This window comes from Bradyrhizobium sp. OAE829, from assembly GCF_040546575.1.
Taxonomy (GTDB): domain Bacteria; phylum Pseudomonadota; class Alphaproteobacteria; order Rhizobiales; family Xanthobacteraceae; genus Bradyrhizobium.
Genome location: NZ_JBEPOE010000001.1, coordinates 8,342,334 through 8,366,853, shown reverse-complemented (window position 1 = coordinate 8,366,853; position 24,520 = coordinate 8,342,334). Strand labels below are relative to the sequence as shown.

Annotated in this window: 23 protein-coding genes; 10 read left to right on the top strand and 13 right to left on the bottom strand. The window is 62.7% G+C overall.

Annotation, left to right across the window (positions count from 1 at the left end):
• Nucleotide 1: 1 nt before the first annotated feature.
• Nucleotides 2-1,432 carry an efflux RND transporter periplasmic adaptor subunit gene (locus ABIE49_RS39810; protein WP_192735842.1) on the bottom strand — a complete coding sequence of 477 codons (1,431 nt, stop codon included), beginning with the start codon at nt 1,430-1,432 and terminating at the stop codon, nt 2-4.
• Complete coding sequence (locus tag ABIE49_RS39805) at nt 1,422-2,867, bottom strand: efflux transporter outer membrane subunit (protein ID WP_192736110.1); 1,446 nt, start codon at nt 2,865-2,867, stop codon at nt 1,422-1,424. The genes ABIE49_RS39810 and ABIE49_RS39805 overlap by 11 nt, the downstream gene beginning before the upstream one ends.
• Before the next feature lie 462 nt (nt 2,868-3,329).
• Between ABIE49_RS39805 and ABIE49_RS39800 the strand changes: the two genes are divergently transcribed.
• Nucleotides 3,330-3,734, top strand: a complete 405-nt coding sequence (locus ABIE49_RS39800; RefSeq protein WP_192735841.1) for a DUF2177 family protein — start codon at nt 3,330-3,332, stop codon at nt 3,732-3,734.
• A 7-nt stretch (nt 3,735-3,741) separates the two neighbouring features.
• Here ABIE49_RS39800 and ABIE49_RS39795 read toward each other — a convergent pair whose 3' ends face one another.
• The 3 genes from ABIE49_RS39795 to ABIE49_RS39785 are packed head-to-tail and all read right to left on the bottom strand — an operon-like array spanning nt 3,742 to nt 5,817.
• A complete protein-coding gene (locus ABIE49_RS39795) occupies nt 3,742-4,551 on the bottom strand; it encodes a DUF1295 domain-containing protein (RefSeq protein WP_192735840.1) in 810 nt (269 codons plus the stop codon).
• A gap of 28 nt (nt 4,552-4,579) precedes the next feature.
• Complete coding sequence (locus tag ABIE49_RS39790; protein WP_192735839.1) at nt 4,580-5,233, bottom strand: ChrR family anti-sigma-E factor; 654 nt, start codon at nt 5,231-5,233, stop codon at nt 4,580-4,582.
• A complete protein-coding gene (locus ABIE49_RS39785) occupies nt 5,230-5,817 on the bottom strand; it encodes a sigma-70 family RNA polymerase sigma factor (protein WP_192735838.1) in 588 nt (195 codons plus the stop codon). The genes ABIE49_RS39790 and ABIE49_RS39785 overlap by 4 nt, the downstream gene beginning before the upstream one ends.
• A 228-nt stretch (nt 5,818-6,045) precedes the next feature.
• Between ABIE49_RS39785 and ABIE49_RS39780 the strand changes: the two genes are divergently transcribed.
• The 4 genes from ABIE49_RS39780 to ABIE49_RS39765 all read left to right on the top strand — a co-directional run bounded on the left by ABIE49_RS39780 (nt 6,046) and on the right by ABIE49_RS39765 (nt 10,674).
• Nucleotides 6,046-7,395 carry an NAD(P)/FAD-dependent oxidoreductase gene (locus tag ABIE49_RS39780; protein WP_192735837.1) on the top strand — a complete coding sequence of 450 codons (1,350 nt, stop codon included), beginning with the start codon at nt 6,046-6,048 and terminating at the stop codon, nt 7,393-7,395.
• Nucleotides 7,392-8,192 carry a DUF1365 domain-containing protein gene (locus ABIE49_RS39775; protein ID WP_192735836.1) on the top strand — a complete coding sequence of 267 codons (801 nt, stop codon included), beginning with the start codon at nt 7,392-7,394 and terminating at the stop codon, nt 8,190-8,192. The genes ABIE49_RS39780 and ABIE49_RS39775 overlap by 4 nt, the downstream gene beginning before the upstream one ends.
• 64 nt (nt 8,193-8,256) lie before the next feature.
• Nucleotides 8,257-9,408, top strand: a complete 1,152-nt coding sequence (locus ABIE49_RS39770; RefSeq protein ID WP_354067349.1) for a class I SAM-dependent methyltransferase — start codon at nt 8,257-8,259, stop codon at nt 9,406-9,408.
• Nucleotides 9,409-9,633: 225 nt separating this feature from the next.
• Nucleotides 9,634-10,674 (top strand): cysteine synthase A, encoded by a 1,041-nt coding sequence (locus tag ABIE49_RS39765; RefSeq protein ID WP_192735834.1) that lies wholly within the window; start codon nt 9,634-9,636, stop codon nt 10,672-10,674.
• Between the two features lie 153 nt (nt 10,675-10,827).
• On the opposite strand, the gene ABIE49_RS39760 is transcribed toward ABIE49_RS39765, so the two are convergent.
• From ABIE49_RS39760 to ABIE49_RS39745, 4 genes are read right to left on the bottom strand one after another with little or no spacing between them, the layout of a single operon-like run.
• Nucleotides 10,828-11,571 carry an amino acid ABC transporter ATP-binding protein gene (locus ABIE49_RS39760; RefSeq protein ID WP_192735833.1) on the bottom strand — a complete coding sequence of 248 codons (744 nt, stop codon included), beginning with the start codon at nt 11,569-11,571 and terminating at the stop codon, nt 10,828-10,830.
• A gap of 10 nt (nt 11,572-11,581) precedes the next feature.
• The gene (locus tag ABIE49_RS39755) at nt 11,582-13,105 is read right to left on the bottom strand and encodes an amino acid ABC transporter permease (protein ID WP_192735832.1); all 1,524 of its coding nucleotides are present in this window, start codon (nt 13,103-13,105) and stop codon (nt 11,582-11,584) included.
• Entirely contained in the window at nt 13,105-14,307 is a 1,203-nt protein-coding gene (locus tag ABIE49_RS39750; protein WP_192735831.1) for an amino acid ABC transporter permease, read from the bottom strand. Before ABIE49_RS39750 ends, ABIE49_RS39755 begins: the two co-directional genes overlap by 1 nt.
• Before the next feature lie 22 nt (nt 14,308-14,329).
• A complete protein-coding gene (locus ABIE49_RS39745) occupies nt 14,330-15,346 on the bottom strand; it encodes an amino acid ABC transporter substrate-binding protein (RefSeq protein ID WP_192735830.1) in 1,017 nt (338 codons plus the stop codon).
• Nucleotides 15,347-16,173: 827 nt separating this feature from the next.
• Between ABIE49_RS39745 and ABIE49_RS39740 the strand changes: the two genes are divergently transcribed.
• Genes ABIE49_RS39740 through ABIE49_RS39725 form a run of 4 tightly spaced genes read left to right on the top strand, consistent with a single transcriptional unit; the run spans nt 16,174 to nt 20,067 of the window.
• A complete protein-coding gene (locus tag ABIE49_RS39740; RefSeq protein WP_192735829.1) occupies nt 16,174-16,497 on the top strand; it encodes a hypothetical protein in 324 nt (107 codons plus the stop codon).
• Between the two features lie 17 nt (nt 16,498-16,514).
• Nucleotides 16,515-18,011 (top strand): type II and III secretion system protein family protein, encoded by a 1,497-nt coding sequence (locus ABIE49_RS39735; protein ID WP_192735828.1) that lies wholly within the window; start codon nt 16,515-16,517, stop codon nt 18,009-18,011.
• A gap of 38 nt (nt 18,012-18,049) precedes the next feature.
• A complete protein-coding gene (locus ABIE49_RS39730) occupies nt 18,050-18,787 on the top strand; it encodes a CpaD family pilus assembly protein (RefSeq protein WP_192735827.1) in 738 nt (245 codons plus the stop codon).
• Nucleotides 18,784-20,067: a CpaE/TadZ family protein gene (locus tag ABIE49_RS39725; protein ID WP_192735826.1), complete on the top strand. Its 1,284-nt coding sequence runs from the start codon at nt 18,784-18,786 to the stop codon at nt 20,065-20,067. Before ABIE49_RS39730 ends, ABIE49_RS39725 begins: the two co-directional genes overlap by 4 nt.
• A gap of 37 nt (nt 20,068-20,104) precedes the next feature.
• On the opposite strand, the gene ABIE49_RS39720 is transcribed toward ABIE49_RS39725, so the two are convergent.
• Nucleotides 20,105-20,935: a tetratricopeptide repeat protein gene (locus ABIE49_RS39720; RefSeq protein ID WP_192735825.1), complete on the bottom strand. Its 831-nt coding sequence runs from the start codon at nt 20,933-20,935 to the stop codon at nt 20,105-20,107.
• Between the two features lie 163 nt (nt 20,936-21,098).
• On the bottom strand, nt 21,099-21,347 hold the full coding sequence (locus ABIE49_RS39715; RefSeq protein ID WP_192735824.1) for a PilZ domain-containing protein: 249 nt from the start codon (nt 21,345-21,347) through the stop codon (nt 21,099-21,101).
• Between the two features lie 317 nt (nt 21,348-21,664).
• On the opposite strand from ABIE49_RS39715, the gene ABIE49_RS39710 reads away from it, so the two are divergent.
• Entirely contained in the window at nt 21,665-23,356 is a 1,692-nt protein-coding gene (locus tag ABIE49_RS39710; protein WP_192735823.1) for a Na/Pi cotransporter family protein, read from the top strand.
• Here ABIE49_RS39710 and ABIE49_RS39705 read toward each other — a convergent pair.
• Both ABIE49_RS39705 and ABIE49_RS39700 read right to left on the bottom strand, forming a co-directional pair.
• Entirely contained in the window at nt 23,353-23,691 is a 339-nt protein-coding gene (locus ABIE49_RS39705; protein ID WP_192735822.1) for a lipid-A-disaccharide synthase N-terminal domain-containing protein, read from the bottom strand. The two genes, ABIE49_RS39710 and ABIE49_RS39705, sit on opposite strands and share 4 nt — an antisense overlap.
• Nucleotides 23,691-24,446: a glycosyltransferase family 2 protein gene (locus ABIE49_RS39700; RefSeq protein WP_192735821.1), complete on the bottom strand. Its 756-nt coding sequence runs from the start codon at nt 24,444-24,446 to the stop codon at nt 23,691-23,693. Before ABIE49_RS39700 ends, ABIE49_RS39705 begins: the two co-directional genes overlap by 1 nt.
• Between the last annotated feature and the right edge of the window lie 74 nt (nt 24,447-24,520).

Sequence of the window (24,520 nt, the reverse complement as noted above, 5' to 3'; positions counted from 1 at the left end):
CTCATGGCTGCGATTTCGCAGGCCCGCCCGACTGTTGGCCGGCCGGTGCAGGCCCGGTCTGTCCTTTTTGATCGCCCTCGCCGCGTTCGCGCCTGCCGCGGTGTTCGCTGTCTTTGGCTTGTCCTTCCTTGGCCTGGCCTTCTTTTGCTTGGCCGCCCTGACCGCCCTTGCCGTCGGGGCTGCGGCTGCGCTTGCGCGGCGCGAGGTCGGCGGTCGGCGCCCGGTCATCGGTGCCGATCAGAACCTTGGCGCCATCGGACAGATTGGCAAAGCCCGTGGTGACCACGCGGTCGGAGGTCGAAAGCCCGCTCGCGATCACGGCATCGTGCTCGTTCTGCTGCGTCACCACCACCGGCTTGGCGGTTGCGATATCGCCAGGGCCGATCACGTAGCTGAACGTCCCGGCGGGACCGCGCTGGACCGCCGAAGTCGGCACCACGATCGCCTTGTCGAGCGTTTCGACCTTCAGGCGCACATTTACGAATTGGCCCGGCCAGAGCTGGAATTTGGCGTTGGGAAATTCCGCCTTGAGTTTCAGCGTTCCCGTGGTCGGGTCGACTTGGTTGTCGATGCCCTTCAATGTGCCGGTGTCGACCACGGTGACGCCGTCATTGCCGAAGACGTCGACGGCGAGTGCGCCCTTGGCCGCGGCGGCATTGACCCGCACGATCTGTTGCTGCGGCAGGCTGAACTGTACCGCGATCGGCTGCAGCTGGGTGATGATGACAAGGCCGGTCGCGTCCGCCGCCTTGATGATGTTGCCCTGGTCGACCTGGCGCAGGCCGGCGCGACCCGACAGGGGTGCGATGATCTTGGTGTAGCCGAGCGTTGCCGCCGCATTGTCGATCGCGGCCTGGTCGGCCTTCACCAGCGCTTCCTGCTGGGCCACCAAGGCGCGCTGCGTATCGGCCTGCTGCTTCGATCCGGCGTTGGACGCCGCGAGCTGCTGGTAGCGCGCGAGGTCGAGTTTCTGGTTGGCGAGCTGGGCTTCGTCCTGCGCCTTCTTGGCAACCGCCTGATCATATTGCGCCTGGTAGATCACCGGATCGATTTCGCCCAGCACGTCGCCCTTCTTGACGTCCTGGCCTTCGGTGAAGTTGACCGAGATCAACTTGCCATCGACCTGGGCGCGCACGAGAACGTTGTTCAGCGCGCGGACAGAGCCGACGCCATCGAGATAGACCGGCACGTCCTGGATGCGTGGCGTCGCCGCCAGCACCGGCACCGGAAGATCGAGGCGCGCGCCGCCGCGACCACCGCCGCCGCCGTTCGGTTTGGGCTGAAACGCGTACCAGCCGATGTAAGCCAGACCGCCGAGGATCACGAGCGTCACGGCCAAAGAGACCATGCGCTTGAGCACGCGCGACCAGAAACTCGGCTTGCGCACTTCCGGGGGTTTGGTGTCTTCCTCTGACTCCGGCTTAAAGAGCATCGACCGGCCTTTCCATCCTAGGCTCCCAGCCGCCCCCCAGCGCCTGATACAGGCTGACGATCGCGAGAAGCCGGGCCAATTGGGCCTGCGACAGCGAATCTTCCGCCTGGAATAACGTCAATTGCGTATTTAGCACAGTTACGATGTCGGCAGTTCCGGCCCGCAATTGCTGCTCGGACAGCTGAAACGCCCGCCGCGAGGACGCCACCACCTCGCGCTGCAACCGTAGCCGCTCCGTGGTCTGGCGGATCGACATCAACGCATTGTCGACATCGGCAAAGGCCTGCACCACCGTCTTGCGGTAGGTCTGCAGCAGTTCATCCTGCCGGGCCTTGGTGAGTTCGAAATTGCCCAGAATCCTGCCTCCGTCGAAGATCGGCTGGGTCAGGCTGCCGACCATGCTGAAGAACGCGGCGTGCGGCTGAAACAGCGACGTCAGCGCGGAGCTCTGATAGCCACCCTGCCCGGTCAGCTGAATGCTCGGGAAAAACTGCGCACGGGCGTTGCCGACATTGGCGGTGGCGGACGCCAGCTGCGCTTCCTGGCGCCTGATGTCGGGGCGTTGCGTCAGGAGCTCCGACGGCAGTCCGGGCGTGACGCGGGGCGAGGCTATCTGGTTCAGCGTGCCGCCGATGACGCGCACCGATTCCGGCGGCCGCGACACCAGCGTCGCCAGCGCATTGATGTTCTGGTCGAGCGTTTGCCGCAGCGGCGGCACCAGCGCGCGTTGGTTGGCCACGACGGTTTCCTGCTGGGCGACGTCGAGGTCGTTTCCAGTGCCGGCCTGCAGCCGCTGCTTGATCGCATCGAGGATGCGGATCGCGCTGGCGATATTGCGCTCTGCGGTGCGAATCCGGTCCTGCGCCGCGAGCACCTGGAAATAGGCGTTGGCAACCGTGGTCAGCGTGGTCAATGCGATGACGTCGCGGTCGAAGCGGTTGGCAACGGCGGTCTCTTCCGCCGCCTGGGCGGCGTCGCGATTCTTGCCCCAGAAATCGAGTTCATAGCTGGCGCTGAGCGAGGACGAATAATTGACGACCTCGCGGCCGCCATTGGTCAGGCCGCTCGCGCTCGAGCCGGAGGTTCGGGAATAGCTTTCCGAACCGGAGCCGCTCAGATTCGGCAGCAACGCCGCGCCGGTAATCCGGGCCTGCGCGTCGGCCTGCACGAAGCGCGCGGTGGCGGCGGCGATGTCCAGATTGACGGTCTGGGCCTCTTCCATCAGCGTCGTCAGTTCCCGCGAGCGGAAACCGCGCCACCAGTCGAGCGTCGGCGGTGCGTCCTGCGGCTTGGTCAGGCGGGCGGCCTTGTAGCCTTCGGGGACGTCGAGCGCGGGATCAGGCAGATCCTTGGTCAGGATGCAGCCCGCCGAACTGGCGACCAGCCCTACGACCGCGAACGACCGCGCCAACCGGCTTACACCTGGAAACCGCATTCGCCAGCCTTCAACCACAGCCCCCGGGATTCGCTGGGTCACACTCGTTCTCCACCGGGCAAATCCCGGCGTGGCTCGCGATGAACGCTTGTTTGACTGGTCTGCGACCCGTTCACGGGGTGATGCTTTCCGTTGGAACCGAGCCGTCATACTACCCTTGCGATCAGGGCGCGGACAGTCCTGCCTACCGCTCGGCCCAAGTTTGAAAACGAAGGCTTGGCGCAGAGAGAAAATGCTACTTTCCCTTATTTTATCGGCCTTACTGCGATTCCAGACCGGGGACTTCCTGGAAATCTTACGAAGATTTCATGGGGATTTCCCGGTCTAATAGTTCCAATACCGTCGCGCGCGAGCGCGCCAGCGCCGGGTCCTAAGTCGGTCGATGATCCAAGGCAGGTTTTGAGTCGTTAAACTAGGCGGCATCCGCCGGCGCCGCTCCGTCGATTTCTGCATGAGTGCTCGATGATGATATACTTCACAGCCTACTTTACGACATTGGCCATCTTCATGCTTTGCGACATGGCGTGGCTTGGAACGATGGCCAGCCGCCTCTACCGCCCGACGCTCGGCGATATCATGCTCGCGGATGTGAACCTGCCTGCCGCGATCGCCTTCTATCTGATCTACCCGATCGGGCTCGTCATCTTCGCCGTCCTTCCGGCGCTGAAGTCGGGAGGCGTTGCGCAGGCGATGCTGTACGGCGCGCTGTTCGGCTTCTTCACCTACGCGACCTACGACCTGACCAATCAGGCGACGCTGCGGAACTGGACCACCCAGCTCACCTTGATTGACGCGGGTTGGGGGACCTTGCTTGGGGCGATTGCCGCAGCGGCAGGTTTCTGGGTGACAATGAAATTCGCCGTCTGATCCGGGATTACCCCTTGGGAAACGGAAAGAACGGTCGCGTGCGCGCCTGAAGCGCTCGAAATTGCTCGCCACGCGAGCGCAACATGTGTTGTTCCAGCGGCGGAATGCCCGAGACATAAACCAGCACCCAATACATGCAAGCGGGCGCCAGCAGCGCAATCCAACCAAAGGGGTTCGCGCCCGACAGGTCGATCGCGATCAGGGGATAAGCGAGCCAGCAGAGCCATTCGAAGAAGTAGTTCGGATGGCGCGACAGGCTCCAAAGTCCTTCCTCACATATCTGCCCGCGATTGCCCGGATCAGATTTGAAGCGCCGCAATTGCCAGTCTGACACGGCCTCGCCGGCGAGAGCGCCGACAAGAAGCGCAATGCCCAGCAAATCCACCGTACCGAGACCCGGCCGGGGATTATGTGCCGCAAGTGCAACCGACAACGTCAGGATCAGGCCAACCGCCGCCTGTGACTGCAGTTGCAAGAACATCCGCAGATCTGCGGTGGTCCCCCATTGCCTGATCAATTCGCGATAGCGCGGGTCGTCCCCGGCTTTCCGGGTGCGCGCCAGAATATGGCCGCCCAGACGCAGTGACCAAAATGCGATCAGGACCGCGACCACGATTTGCCGCGCGCTTGGCGCGTGAGTTCCCGACAGCGGGATCAGGCATGCGACGACCGCCGTGCCCCCGACGCCGAACGTCCAGAATACGTCGATCCAGCCGGTATGGCCCGTTGTCCGCTGCACTTGCCAGGCTGCCGACATAATCGCCGATAACGCGAGGCCCATCGCGGCAGCAAGGAAGACCAGCTGGAGCAAACTCATCGCACGGCTTTCCCAAGGACGGACGCGATTACATCCTGATAAGCGGCTGAAGCAGACGGCCGAGGATGCCGTTCAGTTTCAGTTTACCCTGCATCGCGACCAGACAGATGCAGGCCTCCGCGGAGTCGATCATCACCTCGTGGTCGGTCGAACCGTCACCAAAATCAAAATCGCCGGGCCCAAAACGTCCGCCGGCGTGAACGAAGCTCCCTGACAACACGCACGTCATCTCAAAGCCACTATGGGTGTGCTCGATCATCCTGGTACCCGGCTGCGACTTCAAAAGAAAAACCCTGGTCGCGCTCGCGTCCGGCAACCGGACAGGACGCAGATGCACCTTGGGTGCTATCCACTGCCACGAACTTGAAGGGTAGTCGCGCACGAACGGAGGGAGCCCGGGCACGTCATCGAATCCCGCGACCACTTTCCTCGCCCCGGTCGCGACCGCAGAAGCGAGCCCGTCCAGCTGTGCCTCAATGGCGGCGAAGGCACCTGGCGACATAGGGGTCGCCGGCAGGTCGGATAGTACCGTCCCCCCCACGTGTTCCATCGCATGCACGACGCGGCGGCAATGCGGACAACCGGTCAGATGGGTTGCAACGGCGACATGCTGTCCAAGGTCGAGCGTACCGGCCGCAAACGCCGTCAACAGTTCATCCGAAGGATGGTGAGCAATCGTCATAACAAATCACCCAACAGGCCGCGCAACCGGTTCATCGCCAGCCGCAACCTCGATTTGACCGTCCCAAGCGGAATCTGGAGTGACTGGGCGATTTCCGCATGCGCCTTCTCGTCGAAGAAGGATAATTCGATCACCCGCAGCTGATCGTCCGGCAGCGTGGCCAAGGCGTTGCGGACCCGCGATTCCGTTTGTGCCGCAGCCAGTCCGGCATCCGGCGATGGGCCATCGTCGACCTGAAACTCAAGATCGATGTCGTCCGTACCTGTAGTTCGTGTGCGCTTTTCGCGGCGTAGCGCGTCGATGCGCAGATTGCGCGCGATGGTGAATATCCATGCGGAGGCACCAACGCTGTTGGGATCGAAAAGATTGGCCTTTGTCCAAACCGCCAGCAGAGCATCCTGCGCGAGTTCGTCGGCACTTTGCTCGCTGGCACCGGAACGGCGCATGAAGGTCTTTATCCGCGGCGCAAAATGCGTGAACAGGCGCGCGAAGGCTTCGCGATCCTTTTCCCTGGCGACAGCTGCGATCAGGGCAGCCCATCCAGCTGCGTCCGACATCGCGTCGTCCGGTTTGTCATTCAGCATGCAGCGCGAACGCTCCCATTCGCAGACAGGTCTGCGGGGTGAGTACCGGATCGCGGGCGCGCTGGCCAGAGCGCTCTTCCGCCGAGGAAATAGTGCGGCAGCAGACATAGTGTCGAAACGGACCGGCGGCGGGTTTGGATCACCGGTGATCCAAACTCGTCCTCGGTTCGTTTTGCTTACAGGGGCTAGCTATGCGGTCCGTTGAATAGCTGTTTGCGGAGTGTAACGGTGCAGGATGTCCGTTTGAGAGTGGCCGTGGTCGGAACCGGAATTTCCGGCCTGGCGGCTGCATGGCTGCTCAGCCAAAGACATGACGTAACCGTGTATGAGCAGTCCGACCGGATTGGTGGGCATTCAAACACGGTGATCGCCTCAATCGACGGGAGGCAAGTCCCCGTCGATACCGGCTTTATCGTGTTCAACCGCGCCACCTACCCGAACCTTGTCGCCCTCTTTGACCATCTTTCGGTTCCGACCAAACCTTCCGAGATGTCGCTTGCCGTGTCGCTTGGAGACGGCGAGCTGGAATATTCCGGCGACGGGATTGGCGGCCTGTTTGCACAGCGGAGCAACTTTTTCCGACCCCGCTTCTGGTCGATGTTGCGCGACCTCGTGAGATTCTACCACCAGGCGACACGCGATGCGGATCTCCTGACGGACGAATCAATCAGCCTCGGCGAATACCTCGCAGCGAACGGATATAGCGAAGCGTTCCGGAACGACCATTTGTTACCAATGGCGAGTGCGATCTGGTCGGCAACGCCAGACGAAATCCTGGCCTTTCCTGTCGCAACATTCATCCGCTTTCATCGCAATCACGGCTTGCTACAACTGACGCGGCGGCCGCAATGGGAAACTGTGGATGGTGGCAGCAGGGTTTATGTGGAGCGCCTCACCCGGTCGTTTGCGGAAGGTATCAGGCTCGATACCGGTGTCGTTGCCGTGCGGCGTAAGAGCGATGGCGTGGAAGTGGCGGACTGCCGTGGCGAAACAGAACGGTACGACCACGTCGTCATGGCGACGCACGCCGACCAGGCGCTCTCGACCATCGCCGATCCGACTGCCGACGAGGTCAAGCTGCTGGGCGCCTTTCGCTACAGCCGGAACCTCACCGTCCTTCATTCGGATCCGGGGTTCATGCCGAGACGCCGAGCGGCGTGGTCCAGCTGGAACTATACCGGCGAGCGTTTGGCCGACGATAGCGGTGTCGGCGTGACCTATTGGATGAACCGGCTGCAACACATTCCGGAAAGTACTCAGCTCTTCGTCACGCTCAACCCGGCGCGCCCGCCCCGCGCCGGGACACTACATCACAGCGAGGTCTACGAGCATCCGATTTTTGACGCGGCCGCGATCGCGGCGCAGCGACGGCTTTGGTCGCTGCAAGGGATTGGAAACCTGTGGTTCTGTGGCGCTCATTTCGGCGCCGGCTTTCACGAGGACGGATTGCAGGCCGGCCTTGCCGTCGCCGAACAGCTCGGTGGACTCCGCCGCCCCTGGAGCGTGCCCAACGAATCCGGCCGGATTACGCTGGCCACCGGGGCCGCCCGCGCGACCGTGCCGGAGTTGCAGCCGTGACCTTTCGATCCGCGCTCTATGTCGGTGCGGTGATGCATCGGCGACTGCGGCCGGTAGTGCACCAGTTTCGTTACCGTGCGTTCTGGCTTCTGATCGACCTCGATGAACTGCCGCGATTGGCGGCGCGGCATCGACTGTTCTCGTGCAACCGGTTCAACCTTTTCGCCCTGCATGATGCAGACCATGGTGACGGCGGCGCGACGCCGCTGCGCGTCCAGGCCGAGAAGTTGCTCGAGCAGGCCGGAATCGACATCGCAGGCGGCCCCATCAGCCTGTTCTGCATGCCGCGCACGCTCGGTTATAGTTTCAACCCGATCAGCATCTATTTCTGCCATCAACCCGCCGGAAATCTCGCCGCGATCATCTACGAAGTTCACAACACGTTCGGCGAGCGCCATTCCTACGTAGGTACAGCTGAGGCAACGACCGGCTCAATCCGGCACAACTGCCGCAAGGCGTTCCATGTATCTCCGTTTATGGATTTGGACCTGGTCTACGATTTCCGGCTGTCCGCGCCTGCGGAGCGCATCGCAATCGGGATCAACGCCAGCGAAGGCGGTCAGCGCATACTCAACGCCTGTCTTGCCGGCGCACGCCGGGATGTGACCGACGGCGCGCTGCTCAGACTCTTCCTTGCGATCCCGCTGATCACCGCCAAGGTCACACTGGCAATTCACTGGGAGGCGTTGCGCCTGTGGCTGAAGGGGGTGCGATTGCGCAGCCGGCCCTCTCCCCCGGCACGAAGCATCACGGTTACGGATAGCCTATCACAACGCCGGAAGTCCCATGTCGCTTGAAAGCCAACACGCCGCGCCTGCCTCGGCAAGTACGCCAGCACCCCGCGTGTCGCTGAATTCGTTCATGCAGCGCATGCTCCGCAAGATCGACTGCGGTGAGATTTTGGTGCAAACGCCCGGCGGCCGGCGTGTCCTGATCGGCGGCAAGCGGGCGGGCGAACAGACCCATGTTACAATCCATCGATGGAAATGCATGCTCCGTCTGCTAACCGGCGGCGATCTCGGATTCGCCGAGGGATATCTTGCGGGCGAATGGTCGACGCCGAACCTGCATTCATTCCTGAGCGCGGCGGCGCGTCGTTCGACCGATGAGGCGTCATTCGAGGGGTTGAGGCCACCTCAACCCATGACCAGGTTTCGTCATGCGCTGAACCGCAACACCAGACGCGGCAGCCGGCGCAACATTGCGGCTCACTACGATCTGGGCAACGATTTTTACCGGTCGTGGCTTGATCCCAGCATGACGTACTCGTCTGCGATCTACTCGTCGCCTGGCGAAACCCTCGATCAGGCCCAGCGCAACAAGCTCGATCGCGTGACCGAATTGCTTGCACTCAAAGGTGGCGAGCAGGTGCTCGAGATCGGCTGCGGCTGGGGCGGGCTGGCCGCTCATATGATCCAGCATGCCGACTGCCACGTGACGGGATTGACGCTATCGACCGAGCAGCTTTCCTATGCGCGGCGGCAGCTGGCCGAGCGAGGTTACGCAGACAAATCCGACTTCAGGCTGCAGGATTATCGCGACGAAAGCAGAACCTACGATCGCGTCGTATCGATCGAGATGCTGGAAGCGGTCGGTGAGGCCTATTGGCCCACGTTCTTCGCAAATCTGCGGGAACGGCTCAATCCGCAGGGCGCCGCGGTGCTACAGGTGATCACGATCGATCAGAGCCGCTTCGCGAACTACCGCCGCCGACCGGAATTCATTCAACGCTACATTTTTCCGGGAGGCATGTTGCCGACCACGGAAATCCTCGAACAACTGGTCGCCAAATCCGGATTGCGGCTGGCGTCTTCGGAATTCTTTGGCGACAGCTACGCCCAAACGCTCGCCGAATGGCATCGCCGCTTTCTGGAAGCCTGGCCGTCGATCAGAGCGTTCGGGTTCGACGATCGCTTCAGGCGCATGTGGGAGTATTATTTGGCCTACTGCCGTCTGGGCTTTGAAATCGGCGTTCTGAACGTCGGGCTCTACAGGATCGAGCCGCAGTCCTGACCCGTTGAACTTGCCAACGCCAATCGCCGCGATTTTTGCGGTGCGATGGTCTCGCACGCAGCCACGCGTATCCCGGCAAGTTTATCCTACGCTGCAGCCGGCCAGTGGAACAATTTGCGAACCGCGTGCCTTGCAGCGATACCATCCCGGCCGCACGCTTGTGCCCCTCGCAGCGGTCCTTTAGGGTTCGCTCAACGAACAGGCAAAGCAAACCGGCAACTCCAAATGACCTTCAACAAAGACGTCATCGAAGCCATCGGCAACACGCCGCTCATCAAGCTCAAGCACGCTTCCGAAGCGACCGGCTGCACCATTCTCGGCAAGGCCGAATTCATGAATCCCGGCCAGTCGGTGAAGGACCGCGCCGGCAAATGGATGATCCTGGAAGCCGAGAAGCGCGGCGACCTCAAGCCCGGCGGCCTGGTGCTGGAAGCGACCGCCGGCAATACCGGTATCGGTCTTGCCGTCGTGGCGAGCGCGCGTGGCTACCGGACAATGATCCTCATCCCGGAGACCCAGAGCCAGGAAAAGAAGGACATGCTGCGGCTCTGCGGCGCGGAATTGATCGAAGTGCCGGCGCTGCCCTACGCCAACCCGAACAACTACCAGCATCTCGGACGGCGGCTCGCCGCGCAGCTGCGCAAGAGCGAGCCGAACGGCGTGCTGTTCGCCGACCAGTGGAACAACCTCGATAACGCCAAGGCGCACTACGAATCGACCGGCCCCGAGATCTGGCAGCAGACCGGCGGCAAGATCGACGGCTTCATCTGCTCGGTTGGCACCGGCGGCACGCTGGCCGGCACCAGCCGTTATCTGAAGGAAAAGCACCCGGGCATCGTCAACGCCTGCGCCGATCCGTATGGCTTTGCGATGTACGAGCTGTTCAAGAACGGCACGGCCAAATCGACACCGGGAGACTCGATCACCGAAGGCATCGGGCTCGGGCGCGTCACGCCGGTCATTGAGACCGCGAAGGTCGACGACGCCTTCCTGATCTCGGACGAGGAAGCCGTAAAGGTGATTTACGACCTGACCGAGCACGAGGGCCTCTGTCTCGGCGGCTCGACCGGCATCAACATCGCCGGCGCGATCCGGCTCGCCAAGCAGCTCGGGCCCGGCAAGACCATCGTGACCATCCTTGCCGATACCGGCGGCCGCTATCAGTCAAAGCTGTTCAATCCGGCTTTCATGCGAGCCAAGAATTTGCCGGTACCGGAATGGCTGGAGAGGCGCCCGAAGGTCGATCTGCCGTTCGAGAAGGTGTGAGACGGGGCGCAGCAGCCACCCCTCATGGTGAGGAGCCCGTCTTCGCGCGTCTCGAACCATGAGGCCCGCGGCCCATCCTTCGAGACGCCGCTGCGCGGCTCCTCCAGCGACAACGGCGAAGCCATTGGGCGGGGATGAGGTCGGTGGGCTTGGCTAATGCCGCAAGATCTGGCTGAGGAACAGCTTGGTCCGCGCGTGCTGCGGGTTGGCGAAGAATTCCTGGGGCGTGTTGGACTCGATCACCTGGCCGGCGTCCATGAACACGACGCGATTGGCGACTTCGCGCGCAAATCCCATTTCGTGCGTGACGACCAGCATGGTCATGCCTTCATTGGCGAGGTCGACCATGGTGTCGAGCACTTCCTTGACCATTTCCGGATCGAGCGCCGAGGTCGGCTCGTCGAACAGCATGACCTTGGGGTTCATGGTCAGCGCGCGGGCGATCGCCACGCGCTGCTGCTGACCGCCTGACATCTGCCCCGGATATTTGTTGGCCTGGTGCGGGATCTTGACCCGCTCCAGATATTTCATCGCGGTCGCCTCGGCGTCCTTCTTTGGGATATTGCGCACCCAGATCGGCGCCAGCGTGCAGTTCTCCAGCACGGTCAAATGGGGAAACAGGTTGAAGCTCTGGAACACCATGCCGACTTCGCGCCGGACTTCGTCGACACGCCGCAAATTGGGGCCGAGCTCGATGCCCTCGACGACGATCTCGCCTTCCTGGAATTCCTCCAACGCATTGATGCAGCGGATCAGCGTCGACTTGCCCGAACCCGAGGGACCGCAAATGACGATACGCTCGCCCTTGGCGACACCGAGGTTGATGTCACGCAGGACGTGAAAGTCCCCGTACCATTTGTTCAGCGCCTTGATGCCGACGATCTGATCTGTGCTCATGCCCGTTCACTCAATTGCGGCGATGCGCGTTCAGCCTGTTCTCGACGAACAGCGAATAGCGCGACATGCCAAAGCAGAAGATGAAGTAGATGATCCCGGTGAACGCAAAGCCGGTGAATAGTGTCGTCGGCGTCGCCCAGTTTGGATCGGAAAACGACGCGCGCAACGATCCCAGGAGATCGAACAGTGCGACAATCGAAACCAGCGAGGTGTCCTTGAACAGGCCGATGAAACTGTTGACGAGGCTTGGGATGACGTGGCGCAACGCCTGCGGCATCACGATGAGCCCGGTGGTCTTGGCCCAGGACAGGCCGAGCGCGCTCGCCGCCTCGCCCTGCCCGCGCGGGATCGCCGCCAGGCCGCCGCGGATGTTTTCCGCCTGGTAGGCGCCGGTGAACAGCGCGATCCCGATCAGGGCGCGCACCAATCCGTCGATGGTGAACCCGGTCGGAACGAACAGCGGCAACATATAGGTTGCGAAGAACAGCACCGTGATCAGCGGAACGCCGCGCCAGAACTCGATGAAGGCGATCGAGAAAATCCGGATCAGCGGTATCGACGAACGCCGGCCGAGCGCGAGCGCAACGCCGATCGGCATCGATGCGACGATGCCGGTGACCGCCACCACCAGTGTGACCAGCAATCCGCCCCATAGCCGCGTATCGACCACGGGCAAGCCGCCACGGTCCAGTCCCATGACCGCGATGACGATGCCAATGCCGGCGAAGGTCGCAAGGCAGGTGATCAGCGGACGGGAGCCCGCGCGCAAGCCGCCAGTGAACCAGAACACCAGGGCGCAGACGATGATGGTGGTCAAAGCAAAATCGGCCCACAGCGGACTGCCGAAAGCCTGAACCTGGTCGCGCAGCCAGGTCAGCGGCAACAGCAGCCAGGAAACCATCGTCGAGAGCAGCACGATCAGTTGACCGAGCAGCCAAAGCAGCGGTCCGATCACCGCCGTCGCCCCACCCGCAGCCGCCAGCTTGCGCCCGCTGTCGCCGATGCTGTCGTTGAACCCCGACAAAAGTCCGGCGGTCCAGCTGACACCGAGGCCGCGCAATCCGCCGCCATGCAGCAGGAAGAACGCGATGACGGGCAATGCGATGAAGAACAGTCCGGCGTTGAGGCCCTTGGCCGGCGCCTTGGGAATCAGCAGCGGCAACAGCAGGATCGCGGCCATGAGGAAGACCAGATTCACCCGCCAGCGCTCCGGCTCCGGATAGAAGCCGTAGATGAACTGACCGATTTTCGCCTGAATGAACGGCCAGCAGGCGCCAACCACATCTCCGGCGTTCTTGGCGAGACACGCGGTGCGGTCGTTGCCGGTCCAGACCGCATCGATCAGCACGAATCTCAGCGCGGGCACGGCGATGAACCAGAGCAGCAGCGCGCTCACGATGGTGATCAGGATGTTGGTCGGCGAATTGAACAGCCGCGTGCGCAGGAAGCCGATAAAGCCGGTGGTCTTGATCGGTGCCGGACGCTCGCCGACGAGTTCGCCGCGCACGAAAACGGATGGTGTGGTCTCGCTCATCACCCCATACTCCGGCCGATACGCCATCCGTAGAAACTCATGATCGCGCTCGTGACCAGCGAGATCACGAGATAGACGCCCATGGTGATGCCGATGATTTCGATCGCCTGCCCGGTCTGGCTCAGCGTGGTCCCGGCAAACACCGAGACCAGGTCCGGATAGCCGATCGCCACCGCCAGCGTGGAGTTCTTGGTCAAGTTCAAATACTGGTTGGTCAGCGGCGGCAGGATCACGCGCAAGGCCTGCGGGATCACGATCAGCCGCAGCACCGAGCCGCGCTGCAGCCCAAGCGAGGAGCCGGCTTCCATCTGTCCCTTGTGAACGGACAAGATACCGGCGCGCACGATTTCGGCGATGAAGGCGGCGGTGTAGGTCGACAGCGCCAATGTCAGCGCGACGAATTCCGGAATGACCCGTGAGCCGCCGGCGAAGTTGAACCCCTTCAGGGCCGGTATTTCAAACTTTACGGGCGCGCCGAAGATTTGCGTCGCGAGTAGCGGAAGAACGATCACCAGGCCCAGCGCATAGGGCCAGACCTTGATCACCTTGCCGCTCTCGAACAGCAGACGTCGGGAATAGCGCCACAACGCGATCGCAGCGACGATCGCGATCAGTAACGCGATGACGAACGGTTCAAAACCCGGCTCGCCGATCGGCTTGGGGATGACCAAGCCGCGATTGCTGAGAAAGAAAGTGTCGAGCACCGAGATGCTCTGCCTGGGATTGGGCAGCGCAGCGAGCACCGCCAGATACCAGAACAGGATCTGGAACAGCAGCGGCAGGTTGCGGATCAGCTCGACATAGCCGCCGGCGATGCGCGACAGCAACCAGTTCGGCGACAGGCGGCCGAGCGCCACCAGGAAACCAATCACGGTGGCGAAGAAGATTCCGATCACCGAGACCAGCAGCGTATTGAGCAGGCCGACCAGGAAGACGCGGATGTAATTGTCGGACCCCGAATACGCAATCAGGTTCTGGCTGACGTCGAAACCCGCCGTGTTGACCATGAAGCCGAAGCCCGCGGTGATCCGCTGCGCCTGCAGATTGGCGCGGGCATTGGCGACGATCTCGTAGGCGATCCAGGCCAGGGCGGCGACGAACACGAGCTGGATGACAAAACCGCTCCAGCCCGCGCTGCCACCAAGCGCCCTCTGCAGTTTTGGGAGCAACTGCGACGGTGGTTTTCGGGGTTCGATGGCCATCGCCGCAGCCCTCCGCTGGCGATCAGCGGATCGGCGGCGCGTACTGGATACCCCCCTTGCTCCAAAGCGCGTTGATGCCGCGGGCAATTCCAAGCTTGGAGCCGGCGCCGACGTTGCGCTCGAAGGACTCGCCGTAATTGCCGACCGCCTTCACGATCCGCGAGACCCAATCCTTGGTAAGCCCGAGCTGTTCGCCAAGATTGCCGTCGGTGCCGAATACCCGCTTCATCTCCGGCTTGTCCGACTTCGCCATCTCGTCGGCGTTCTTCTGGGTAATGCCAAGCTCTTCCGCGGTGATCATCGCGTAAAGCGTCCATTTCACGATGTCGAACCACTGGTCGTCGCCATGGCGCACCATCGGGCCGAGCGGCTCTTTCGAAATCACTTCCGGCAGCACAACATGATCGGCTGGGTTCGCGAGTTTCAAACGATCGGCATAGAGGCCGGACACGTCTGTCGTGAAGACGTCACAGCGTCCGGACTCATAGGCCTTGACGGCCTCGTCGTTGGTACCGAATGCGATCACCTCGTACTTCATGTTGTTACCCTTGAAGTAGTCGGCGAGATTTTGCTCGGTGGTAGTGCCTTGCTGCACGCAGACCGACGCGCTGTTCAATTCCAGCGCGGAATTCACCTTCAGCGCCTTCTTCACCATGAAGCCCTGGCCGTCGTAATAGGTCACGCCAGTGAAATTGGCGCCAAGCGAAGTATCGCGCGACAGCGTCCAGGTGGTGTTGCGCGACAGCACGTCGATTTCGCCGGACTGCAGCGCGGTGAAGCGATCCTTGGCCGACAACGGCACGAACTTGATCTTGCTCGGATCGTTGAAGACCGCGGCTGCGATCGCTCGGCAAATATCAACATCCAGCCCGGTCCAGTTGCCCTTGTCGTCCGGAGACGAGAACCCCGGCAATCCCTGGCTGACGCCGCAGGAAAGCATGCCACGGTCCTTGACCGTTTTGAGGGTTTGCGCCGAGGCGGCCTGGGCCGAAAGGCCGGCGGCAACGGCAAGGGTGAAAACCAGGGATACGCGTTTCATGGGCAAGGCCTTTCAGGGGTCGTGCGGGAACGTTGGCTTGTCGTCCTCGAACGCAGTTGGGCCAACCCGATGATCCCCCGCCCAAAAAAGCGCCAATCTGACCCGGCAGTTTGACACGCAATACGGTCGGACAGGGATCGTAGGTCGCGGCAGGCCCCTCAACGTGCGGCGACTGGTAGTTGTGCCGTATCACAATCCGACTGGCGAGCCGGGTCAAGGGGTTGACGGCCGACTTCTGCATTCTGTGAGTAATTAAACCGGCCCCGCCCCCACCGTCCGGCGGTGTTTTGGCGATCTGTCGTGGCTGCGGCAAAACGTCTTTGATGGCGCGAACGCCTGAGTTTTTCGGCCGCCAGACCGTCCAACCCGAAAAAACCCCAAACCAGGCCGGTCACCTCAGGCCGCGACGCAAAGGCCCTGGAGCACTACGAAAGTCTGGTCATTCCGCGCGAGTGCGCGAGTTTATTGCACCGCGACCAAATCGGCGGCAGGCAGCCTGAGGCTGCGGCTTCCCATCGGGGCCGTGAATGTCGATGACCTCAGCCGTTGGCCAGCCCCGCGATTTCTTCAAACCATCTCGCGATCTGCTGTTGCTCAGTGACCGATGACGGGCGCGCGCCGCGACGGTCTTATCCGTAGAAATCCGTAGTCTTGCAGGCGCGGACTAACCGCGCGTTCACCATGACGGCGAATGCCGCCTTTCTCGCCACCAAATCCTTCAGCCCTCAAGTTCCCTTATACCATTGCCCCGTTAGTCATGCCGGGTGGGACGGCCGTCGACGCCATGCGGATGATGGCGCCCAGCGTAAGAGTAGACAGTAAAGCGTATGAATGCGGCTCGTATCGTAGTTCTGGCCAACGCTCTCCGTGCGGGCGGCGTTGCGGCCCATCTCGCCCGCGGATCGGACGAGAAACCCGCCGCTGCCAAGCCGGTCGCGCAGCTGCCGACCACGAAGCTTCTCGTCGCCAAATCCGGCTCGATCGCGCGCCGATCGGAAATCATCCTGACCAACATCCGCGTGCTGGCGATCGACCAGGCCCCCAAGAAAAAAGAGGGCATGAACGCGCTGGTCGGCAAGGCCCCGAAGCGGGGCTCAAGCATCAACGTGGTTCGCAACGGCATTGCGAGCCAATCGACGGCACAGAAGTGACCGAAAGGACGCGGGGAATGAAGTTCGGGGGTAATCAGTCACCGATGCGAACGGCTGCGGTCGGGGCCTTGTTGTTTTCGGCCATCGCCACGCTGGCGCTCAGCCCGTTGGCATCTGTCGTGGCGGCCGAGCTCGACAGGGATCTGGCCAGGGAGCTGTCCAGGGATTCGGGCAACGATCCGGTGACGACTTCTGCGATCGGCCCGGTCAAGCAACGCTTCCTCTCCCTCGGCGTCGGCAAGTCCGTGGTAGTCGATCTGCCGCGCGACGTGAAGGATGTGCTGGTCGCGGATCCCAAGATCGCCAACGCCGTCATTCGTTCGGCGCAGCGCGCCTATATCATCGGCGCTGCGGTCGGCCAGACCAACGTGGTGTTCTTCGATGCCGACGGCCAGCAGGTCGGCTCCTACGACATCGCGGTCAAGCGCGACCTCAACGGTGTGCGGGCGGCGCTCCGGCAAACGCTGCCGGGGATCAATATCGAAGGCGTCGGTGAAGGCGTCATCCTGACCGGCTCGGTATCGAGCCCGATCGAGGCCCAGCAGGCCGGCGACCTCGCCGCGCGGCTGGTCGGCAGTGCCGACAAGGTCGTCAATTCCATCGCCGTACGCGGCCGCGACCAGGTGATGCTGAAGGTCAACGTTTCCGAAGTGCGCCGCGACATCATCAAGCAGATGGGCGTCGATCTCAGTGCCAGCATGAATTACGGCACCGCCGTCGTGAACTTCAACAACAACAATCCCTTCACCGCCTACGGCCGTCCGCTGGTGGCTGACAATGGCCTCGCCGCCTCGAGCATCCTCAAGGGGCTGCCGACGGTCACCGCGACGATGCGCGCGATGGAATCCGCCGGCGTGGTCCGCACGCTGGCAGAGCCGAACCTGACGGCGATATCCGGCGAGTCCGCGACCTTCATCGCCGGCGGCGAATTTCCGATCCCCGCCGGTTATTCCTGCGATCCCGTCACGCATATCTGTACGACGCAGATCCTGTACAAGAAATTCGGCATCTCCCTGAACTTCACGCCTGTCGTGCTCAGCGAAGGACGGATCAGCCTGCGGGTGATGACCGAAGTCTCCGAACTGTCGACCGACAATGCCATCACCCTGAACCAAAACGGCGCTGCGCTGACGATTCCCTCGATCAGGACCCGTCGCGCCGAGACCACGCTGGAAATCCCGTCCGGCGGTTCGATGGCGATGGCCGGCCTGATCCAGCAGCAGACCAAGCAGGCGGTCAACGGATTGCCGGGCGTCAACCAGCTCCCGATCCTGGGCGCCCTCTTCCGCAGCCAGGACTTCGTCAACAACGAGACCGAATTGATGGTTCTCGTCACGCCCTATGTGGTCCGAGCGGTTGCCCAGAAGGAATTGTCCCGGCCCGATGACGGGTTTGCACCGGCGTCCGATTCCCAATCGACGCTGCTGGCCCGCATCAACCGGATCTATGGCCTTGCCGCCCGCGTCGGGCCGGTCGGCGCCTATGAGGGCAATTTCGGCTTCATCATTGACTGAGACGGCACGGCTCCACGGACGGGGATGAGGACAGAACGATGACAACCCAAACGAAAGTCGATCGCCGTCACAGCTGGCGACTGCTCGGCGCGCTGGTCGGCCTGTCCGCTGCGCTGGGGGCCTGCCAGCAGACCGGCGAGATCGTGACCGCGACCGTTCCCACCGATTACCGCCAGCGGCATCCGATCGCCGTTCAGGAAGGTAACCGCTCGATCGTCATTTTCGTCGGGCAAGGCCGCGGCGGCCTCTCGGCCCCGCAGCGCAACGACGTCATGGGACTGGCCCAGACCTGGGCCCGCGAAGGCACCGGCGCGATCATCGCCGACGTGCCGGTCAACACCGCCAATGCCCGCGCGGCCGAGGCAACGTACCAGGAAATCCGCGCGATGCTGACCGCAGGCGGCGTGCCGTCAACCGCGATCAGGCTCCGTCATTATCAACCGGATAGCCCACAAACGCTTCCGACCATCAAGCTGATCTATCCCAAGATCTCCGCGGTGGCCGGCCCTTGCGGCTTGTGGCCGGAGGACCTCGGTCCCAACATCTACGACACCGGTTACAATGAAAACCGGCCGTACCACAATTTTGGCTGCGCCACCCAACGCAACCTCGCCGCCATGATCGACAACCCGGCGGACCTCGAGCAGCCGCGGCCCGAAACCCCCGCCTACACGATGCGGCGCAACGCAGCCTTCGACAAATACCGCAAGGGTGTGTCGACCACGACCACCTATCCCGAATCCGACAAAGCCAAACTGAGCGATACAGGTAAATGATCAACCGGTCCCGAAAAGACTCCGAAGAAGAGCACGACCTTACGCCGCCCGCCGATGAATACATTTCGCCGGCGCCGCGCGTGTCTGTGCAGGCCTTTTGCGCAACGGTTGCGACTGCCGCAACGGTGAGGTCGGCCAGCGAAGACCGTCGCCTCGGCAAGGTTCATCTGTCCGTTCATATGGGCGGCATCGCGGCCGCCATCGATGCCTATCACAAGGCCCCGACGCCGAACGTGATCATGCTGGAAACCGAAGGCTCCAGCGACATGCTCGACGGCCTCGACGAACTCGCCACCGTCTGCGACGCCGGCACAAGGGTCGTCGTGATCGGCAGCGCCACCGATGTCACGCCCTATCGCGAACTGGTGCGGCGCGGCGTCAGCGACTACGTGGTCGGGCCGGTCGAAACCCTCGACGTGGTGCGCGCGATCTGCAGCCTGTTTTCCTCGTCCGAAGCCGTTGCGGTCGGCCGGATCGTTGCCGTCGTAGGCGCCAAGGGCGGCGTCGGTTCATCCACGGTAGCGCACAATGTGGCCTGGGCGATCGCACGCGATTTGGCGCTGGATTCCGTCGTGATCGACCTCGATCTGGCGTTCGGCACCGCCGGCCTCGACTACAACCAGGACCCGATACAGGGCATCGCCAACGCGCTGTTCCAGCAGGATCGGCCCGACAGCGCGCTGATGGAGCGCCTGCTCGCGAAATGCTCCGACCGTCTCAGCCTGCTGGCGGCCCCCGCGACGCTCGAACAGGTCTACGATTTCGGCGCGGATGCCTTCGATGCGATCTTCGATACGCTGCGCATGACCACTCCCTGCATCGTGCTCGATGTCCCGCATCAATGGTCGGCGTGGACCAAGCGCGCGCTGGTCGGTGCGGACGATATTCTGATCGTTGCCGAGCCTGATCTCGCCAACATGCGCAATGCCAAGAACATGTTGAACGTGCTCAAGGCAGCCCGGCCCAACGATCGGCCGCCGCTCTATTGTCTCAACCAGGTCGGGATGCACAAGCGCCCGGAAATCACCCCGCGCGAATTCGCCAAGGCGATCGAGAGCCAGCCCATTGCGACCATCCCGTTCGATTCAAAGATGTTCGGCATGGCGGCCAATAACGGCCAGATGATCCAGCAAATCTCCGCCGGTCACCGTACCACCACGATGTTCCTGCAGATGGCGCAACGCCTGACGGGTCACGCCGTGACCAAGAGATCACGCGGTTCGCTGCTAGCGCCGATCATGCCGATCATCAATAGGCTGCGCGCCGGCGGCAGCCGCTAAGGCGCGGCGGGCGACGCCGCCGCCCGTTCGCCCGCGGTCAATTCGAGCGTCCGGACCCAGCGCCTGGTGCCTTGCCGCCCATCTCGGCGCGCGCATTCTCCTTGCGCGACAGCATCAGCTTCAACTGCGCGACGTTGGCTGCCGCTTCCTCGGGCGGAAGGTCGGCCTTCGCGATCTTTTCAGCCTCGGCCGTATTGCCGCGCAGGCCGACCACCAGCGCCAGATTGGCCCGCACGCGCGGATCGTTACCCGCACGGCCATGGGCGCGGCGCAACGTCTCCTCCGCCTTCGGCAGGTCCTTTGAAAGCACGTAAGACAGGCCGAGATTTGACAGCACCGACGGTTGGTCGGGCGTGATCTTCAGGGCGCTCGAATAATACTGCCGCGCCTCCTCGAAGCGGCCGAGTTGGTCGAGCACCGCGCCTTGCGCGGAGAGTATCCGCCAATCCGGATTGTCGGGGGTGTGGGCGCGGCCGAGCACGTCGAAGGCCTGCTGGAAATTGCCATTGTCGGCGAGCGCCCGGCCGTAGCCGGCGAGCAGCGCCTTGTTGCCGGAATGGGCGATCGTCGCCTGCTCAAGCACCGCGACCGCCTGCGACTTCTGTCCGGTGGCGCGGAGCGCCTTGCCGTATTGCAGGGCCGCGTCGGCATCCTTCGGGTTGGCGCGATAGCGCGCCTCGGAAACCTCTACGTCGCGGCGCGGGTCGGCGGCGCGGCTAGTTTCGGCTTTCTCGCCGAGCGAGCCAGTAACGTCCGACGACGTCAACGCAGTCTGGCAGCCGCTAAGCCCCAGTGCGAGAATCGCCGCGGATGATGTACACGCAAGAAGTCGCGCGAATTCAGATGGTTGGAACAATTTCTGGAACATTTACTGGACCCGCGTCGGCGACTGCCCAGAATGCTCACAGCTTAACCCTAAATTCGGGTTAAGCAGGCCGTCTTTACGGTATTGGGCGGCTGCAACGACCTGTTCAGCATCGGCCACGCGCCTACGGGCCGGGCTCTGATCCCGGCCTCGCCGCATTCCTGTACTAGTCGACGAATTGAGCGCCGAGTTCGCAGCCGATCCGCCATGCGAGCTTGCACTGGCGCGGCCGCTGACCGGTCGAGAAAATCACGGTGAACTCGGGGGGAATCTCCGGATATTCGGCGATAATCTTCACTCCGCCGTCCGACACGTCCGTGATCATGCAGTCGCGCGGCAGTCCGCCGGTCCCAAACTGTATCTTCGCAAAGTTTCTGCACACACGTCGTTCGCTTCTGCGGCGATTCGCTAACATCTTTGCCCCTGGCCCTGATCGAGAAAATTGGTGTCTCTCGTTTACAGAAGAATTGTTGGAATTGGCCTAGCGGAACCGATCGCAATGTAATCGAAATGTAGCGGTTGTTTTCCAGCTCTGCTTACCCTGCGCTTTCACAGACGCGCTCGCGGGTTCGGCAAGCCACGCCGACCGCGCCATCGATAGCTGCCTTTGGCTCCTGCCGGCACGTTCTCTGCCCGCCGCCACGCCAGCAATTTTCGACAAATTAAAGGGTTGATCCGCAGCCTTTTGGCGATAGCCTGAACTTTCGACTCGCGCTGCCGGAAATTATTCGCATGGGAACCGTTGTTCTTCTCGACCTGATGGGTGGCGTTGCGCTGCTGCTGTGGGGCCTGCACATGGTCCACAGCGGGATCCTGCGCGCGTTCGGCCCTGACCTGCGTCAATTGCTGGCAAAAGGGCTCAACAACCGCTTCACCGCCTTTGCGGCCGGCCTCGGTCTGACGGCGCTGCTCCAAAGCAGCACCGCGACGGCGCTGATCACAAGCTCGTTCACGTCGGAAGGCCTGGTCAGCCTGGTGCCGGCGCTTGCCATCATGCTCGGTGCCAATGTCGGCACCACGCTGATCGTGCAGATCCTGTCGTTCAAAATCGCCGCCGCCGCCCCCGTCCTGTTCATCATCGGTCTGGTCGCCTTCCGCACCGGGCCGCGCTCGCGCATCAAGGATATCGGCCGCGTCTCGATCGGGCTGGGGCTGATGCTGCTGGCTCTGCACATCCTGCTCGACACGCTGGCGCCGGCCGAAAACGCGCCGGGCATGCGTGTGTTCATGAACGCCATCACCGGCGATCCCGTGCTCTGCATCGTCGTCGGTGCCGTCGTCACCTGGGTGGTGCATTCCAGCGTCGCCAGCGTGCTCTTGGTGATGTCGCTGGCATTTGCACATTTCATTACACCTGTAGCGGCGTTGGCGCTGGTGCTCGGTGCCAACCTCGGCAGCGCGATCAATCCGATTGTCGAAGGCGCCCGCCGCGACAACCCCGCCAGCTACCGCCTGCCGCTGGGTAATCTTGCCAACCGGGTGATCGGGATCGCACTGGTGGCGCCGTTCCTGAACCCGATCGCGGAACTGTTGCAGTCGTGGCAGCCGGACCCCGCCAAGGCCACGGCCCAGTTCCACATCGCGTTCAACGTCGCGACCGCGATCGTCTTCATCGGCCTGCTCGACGGCACGGCGCGGCTGTTGAAAAAGCTGCTGCCGACGCGCGTCCGGGAGACCGACCCGCTCCGGCCGCGCTATCTCGACGAGAGCGCGCTGGAGACCCCTTCCCTCGCGCTGGCGGACGCCGCGCGCGAAACGCTGCATATGGGCGACCATGTCGAGGTCATGCTGCGCAAGGTGATGGCGGCGATGATGACCAACGACCGGGCGCTGGTCGACCAGGTGTCGCAGATGGACAACAGCGTCGACAGCCTCGACGAGGCGATCAAGCTCTATGTCACCAAGCTCACCCGTGGCAGCCTCGACGAGCGCGAGGGACAGCGGGCGATGGAGATCGTCTCCTTCGCCATCAACCTCGAACATATCGGCGACATCATCGACAAGAATTTGAGCGAGCTTGCGACCAAGAAGATCAAGCGCCGGTTCCAGTTCTCGGCCGAGGGCGCCGAAGAGCTCTCGGCCTTCCACAAGCGCACGATGGATTCGCTGCGGATCGCATTCGGCGTCTTCATGTCCGGCGACGTCAATGAGGCCCGCAAATTGCTGGCCGAGAAGGCCGCTTTGCGCAACACCGAGCTTGCCGCCACCGAGCGGCATCTCGACCGGCTGCGCGAGGGCCGGCCCGAGAGCATCGAGACCACCTCGCTTCATCTCGACGTGCTGCGCGATCTCCGGCGGATTCACTCCCATATCTGCTCGGTCGCCTACCCCGTGCTCGATGCCGCCGGTGAACTGGCGGCCTATCGTGCTACCGAAAGCGACATGGCGGCGCTGCCCGCACCGGCCGCGGGACGCAGCGGTTAGCGATCCAGCGTCTTCGACGCGCTGGCGCGGTTCTTCACGATCAGCATGATGTTTCGGATGTAGATGATGGTGGCCAATGACTGGCCGAGGATGATGACGGGTTCGCGCTTGGCGACGCCGTAGACCAGCGTCATCATCCCGCCGCCCATCGAGAAGAACCAGAACGCCATCGGCACCACGCTCTGTCCGGCGCGCTCGCTCGAGATCCACTGCACCAGGAAGCGCGCGGTGAACAGCAATTGCGCGACCAGGCCGAACGCCAGCCAGAAATCGAACTTGGCGACGAACACGTCGTAAAGGTAATCGCCGAGCGCCTGCCCGTATTGAATCAGCATCAGGTCACCTCGGTCGCAACGGGCGTCGACTTCTTGCGGCGGATCAACCACCAGACGCCGGCCAGATCCATGATCCCGATCCATAGCCGATCAAAGAAGCCATAATTTGATACGCCTGAATGGCGCGGGCGGTCGATCACATCGACGTAAGCAATGTCAAAACCTTCACGGCGCACCAGCGCCGGCAGGAAACGATGCAGCCCGTCGAAATAAGGCATCGACAGGAATACCTCTCGCGGAAATGCCTTCAGCCCACACCCGGTGTCGCGGGTGCCGTCGCGCAAAATCCCGTTGCGCACGGCATTGGCGATCCGCGACTGCATTTTCTTGAAACCGGTGTCCTTGCGTCCGACCCGCTGGCCCGCGGCAAGGCCGATGCGGCCGCCGCCGCTTTCGACCGCCAAAATCAGATCCGGCAGAAACGCCGGATTGTTCTGTCCGTCGCCGTCGAGCGTCGCCACGATGGCGCCCCGCGCCGCACGAACGCCGCTGCGCACCGCAGCCGATTGTCCGGAGGATTTTTCATGCCGGAGCTGCCGGAGATTGCCGTGCACCTTCATCAGCGCTTTGAGCCGCTCGGCCGTGGAATCGGTCGAGCCGTCATTGATATAGATGATCTCATAGGCCCAGCGGCCATCCAGCGCGGCCGTGATTTCCGTAATCAGCGGCGCGACGTTGTCGGCCTCGTTGCGCACGGGCACAACGATGGAAACGGCGACCGCGGCTGGGTCGGAAGAAGGCAAATTGGCACTCATCGGTTGGGCTGGGGTTGGAACGGCTTGCATGGACCTGAAACCGGAACCGGTTCCATCGGGCCTTTGCGGCGTCC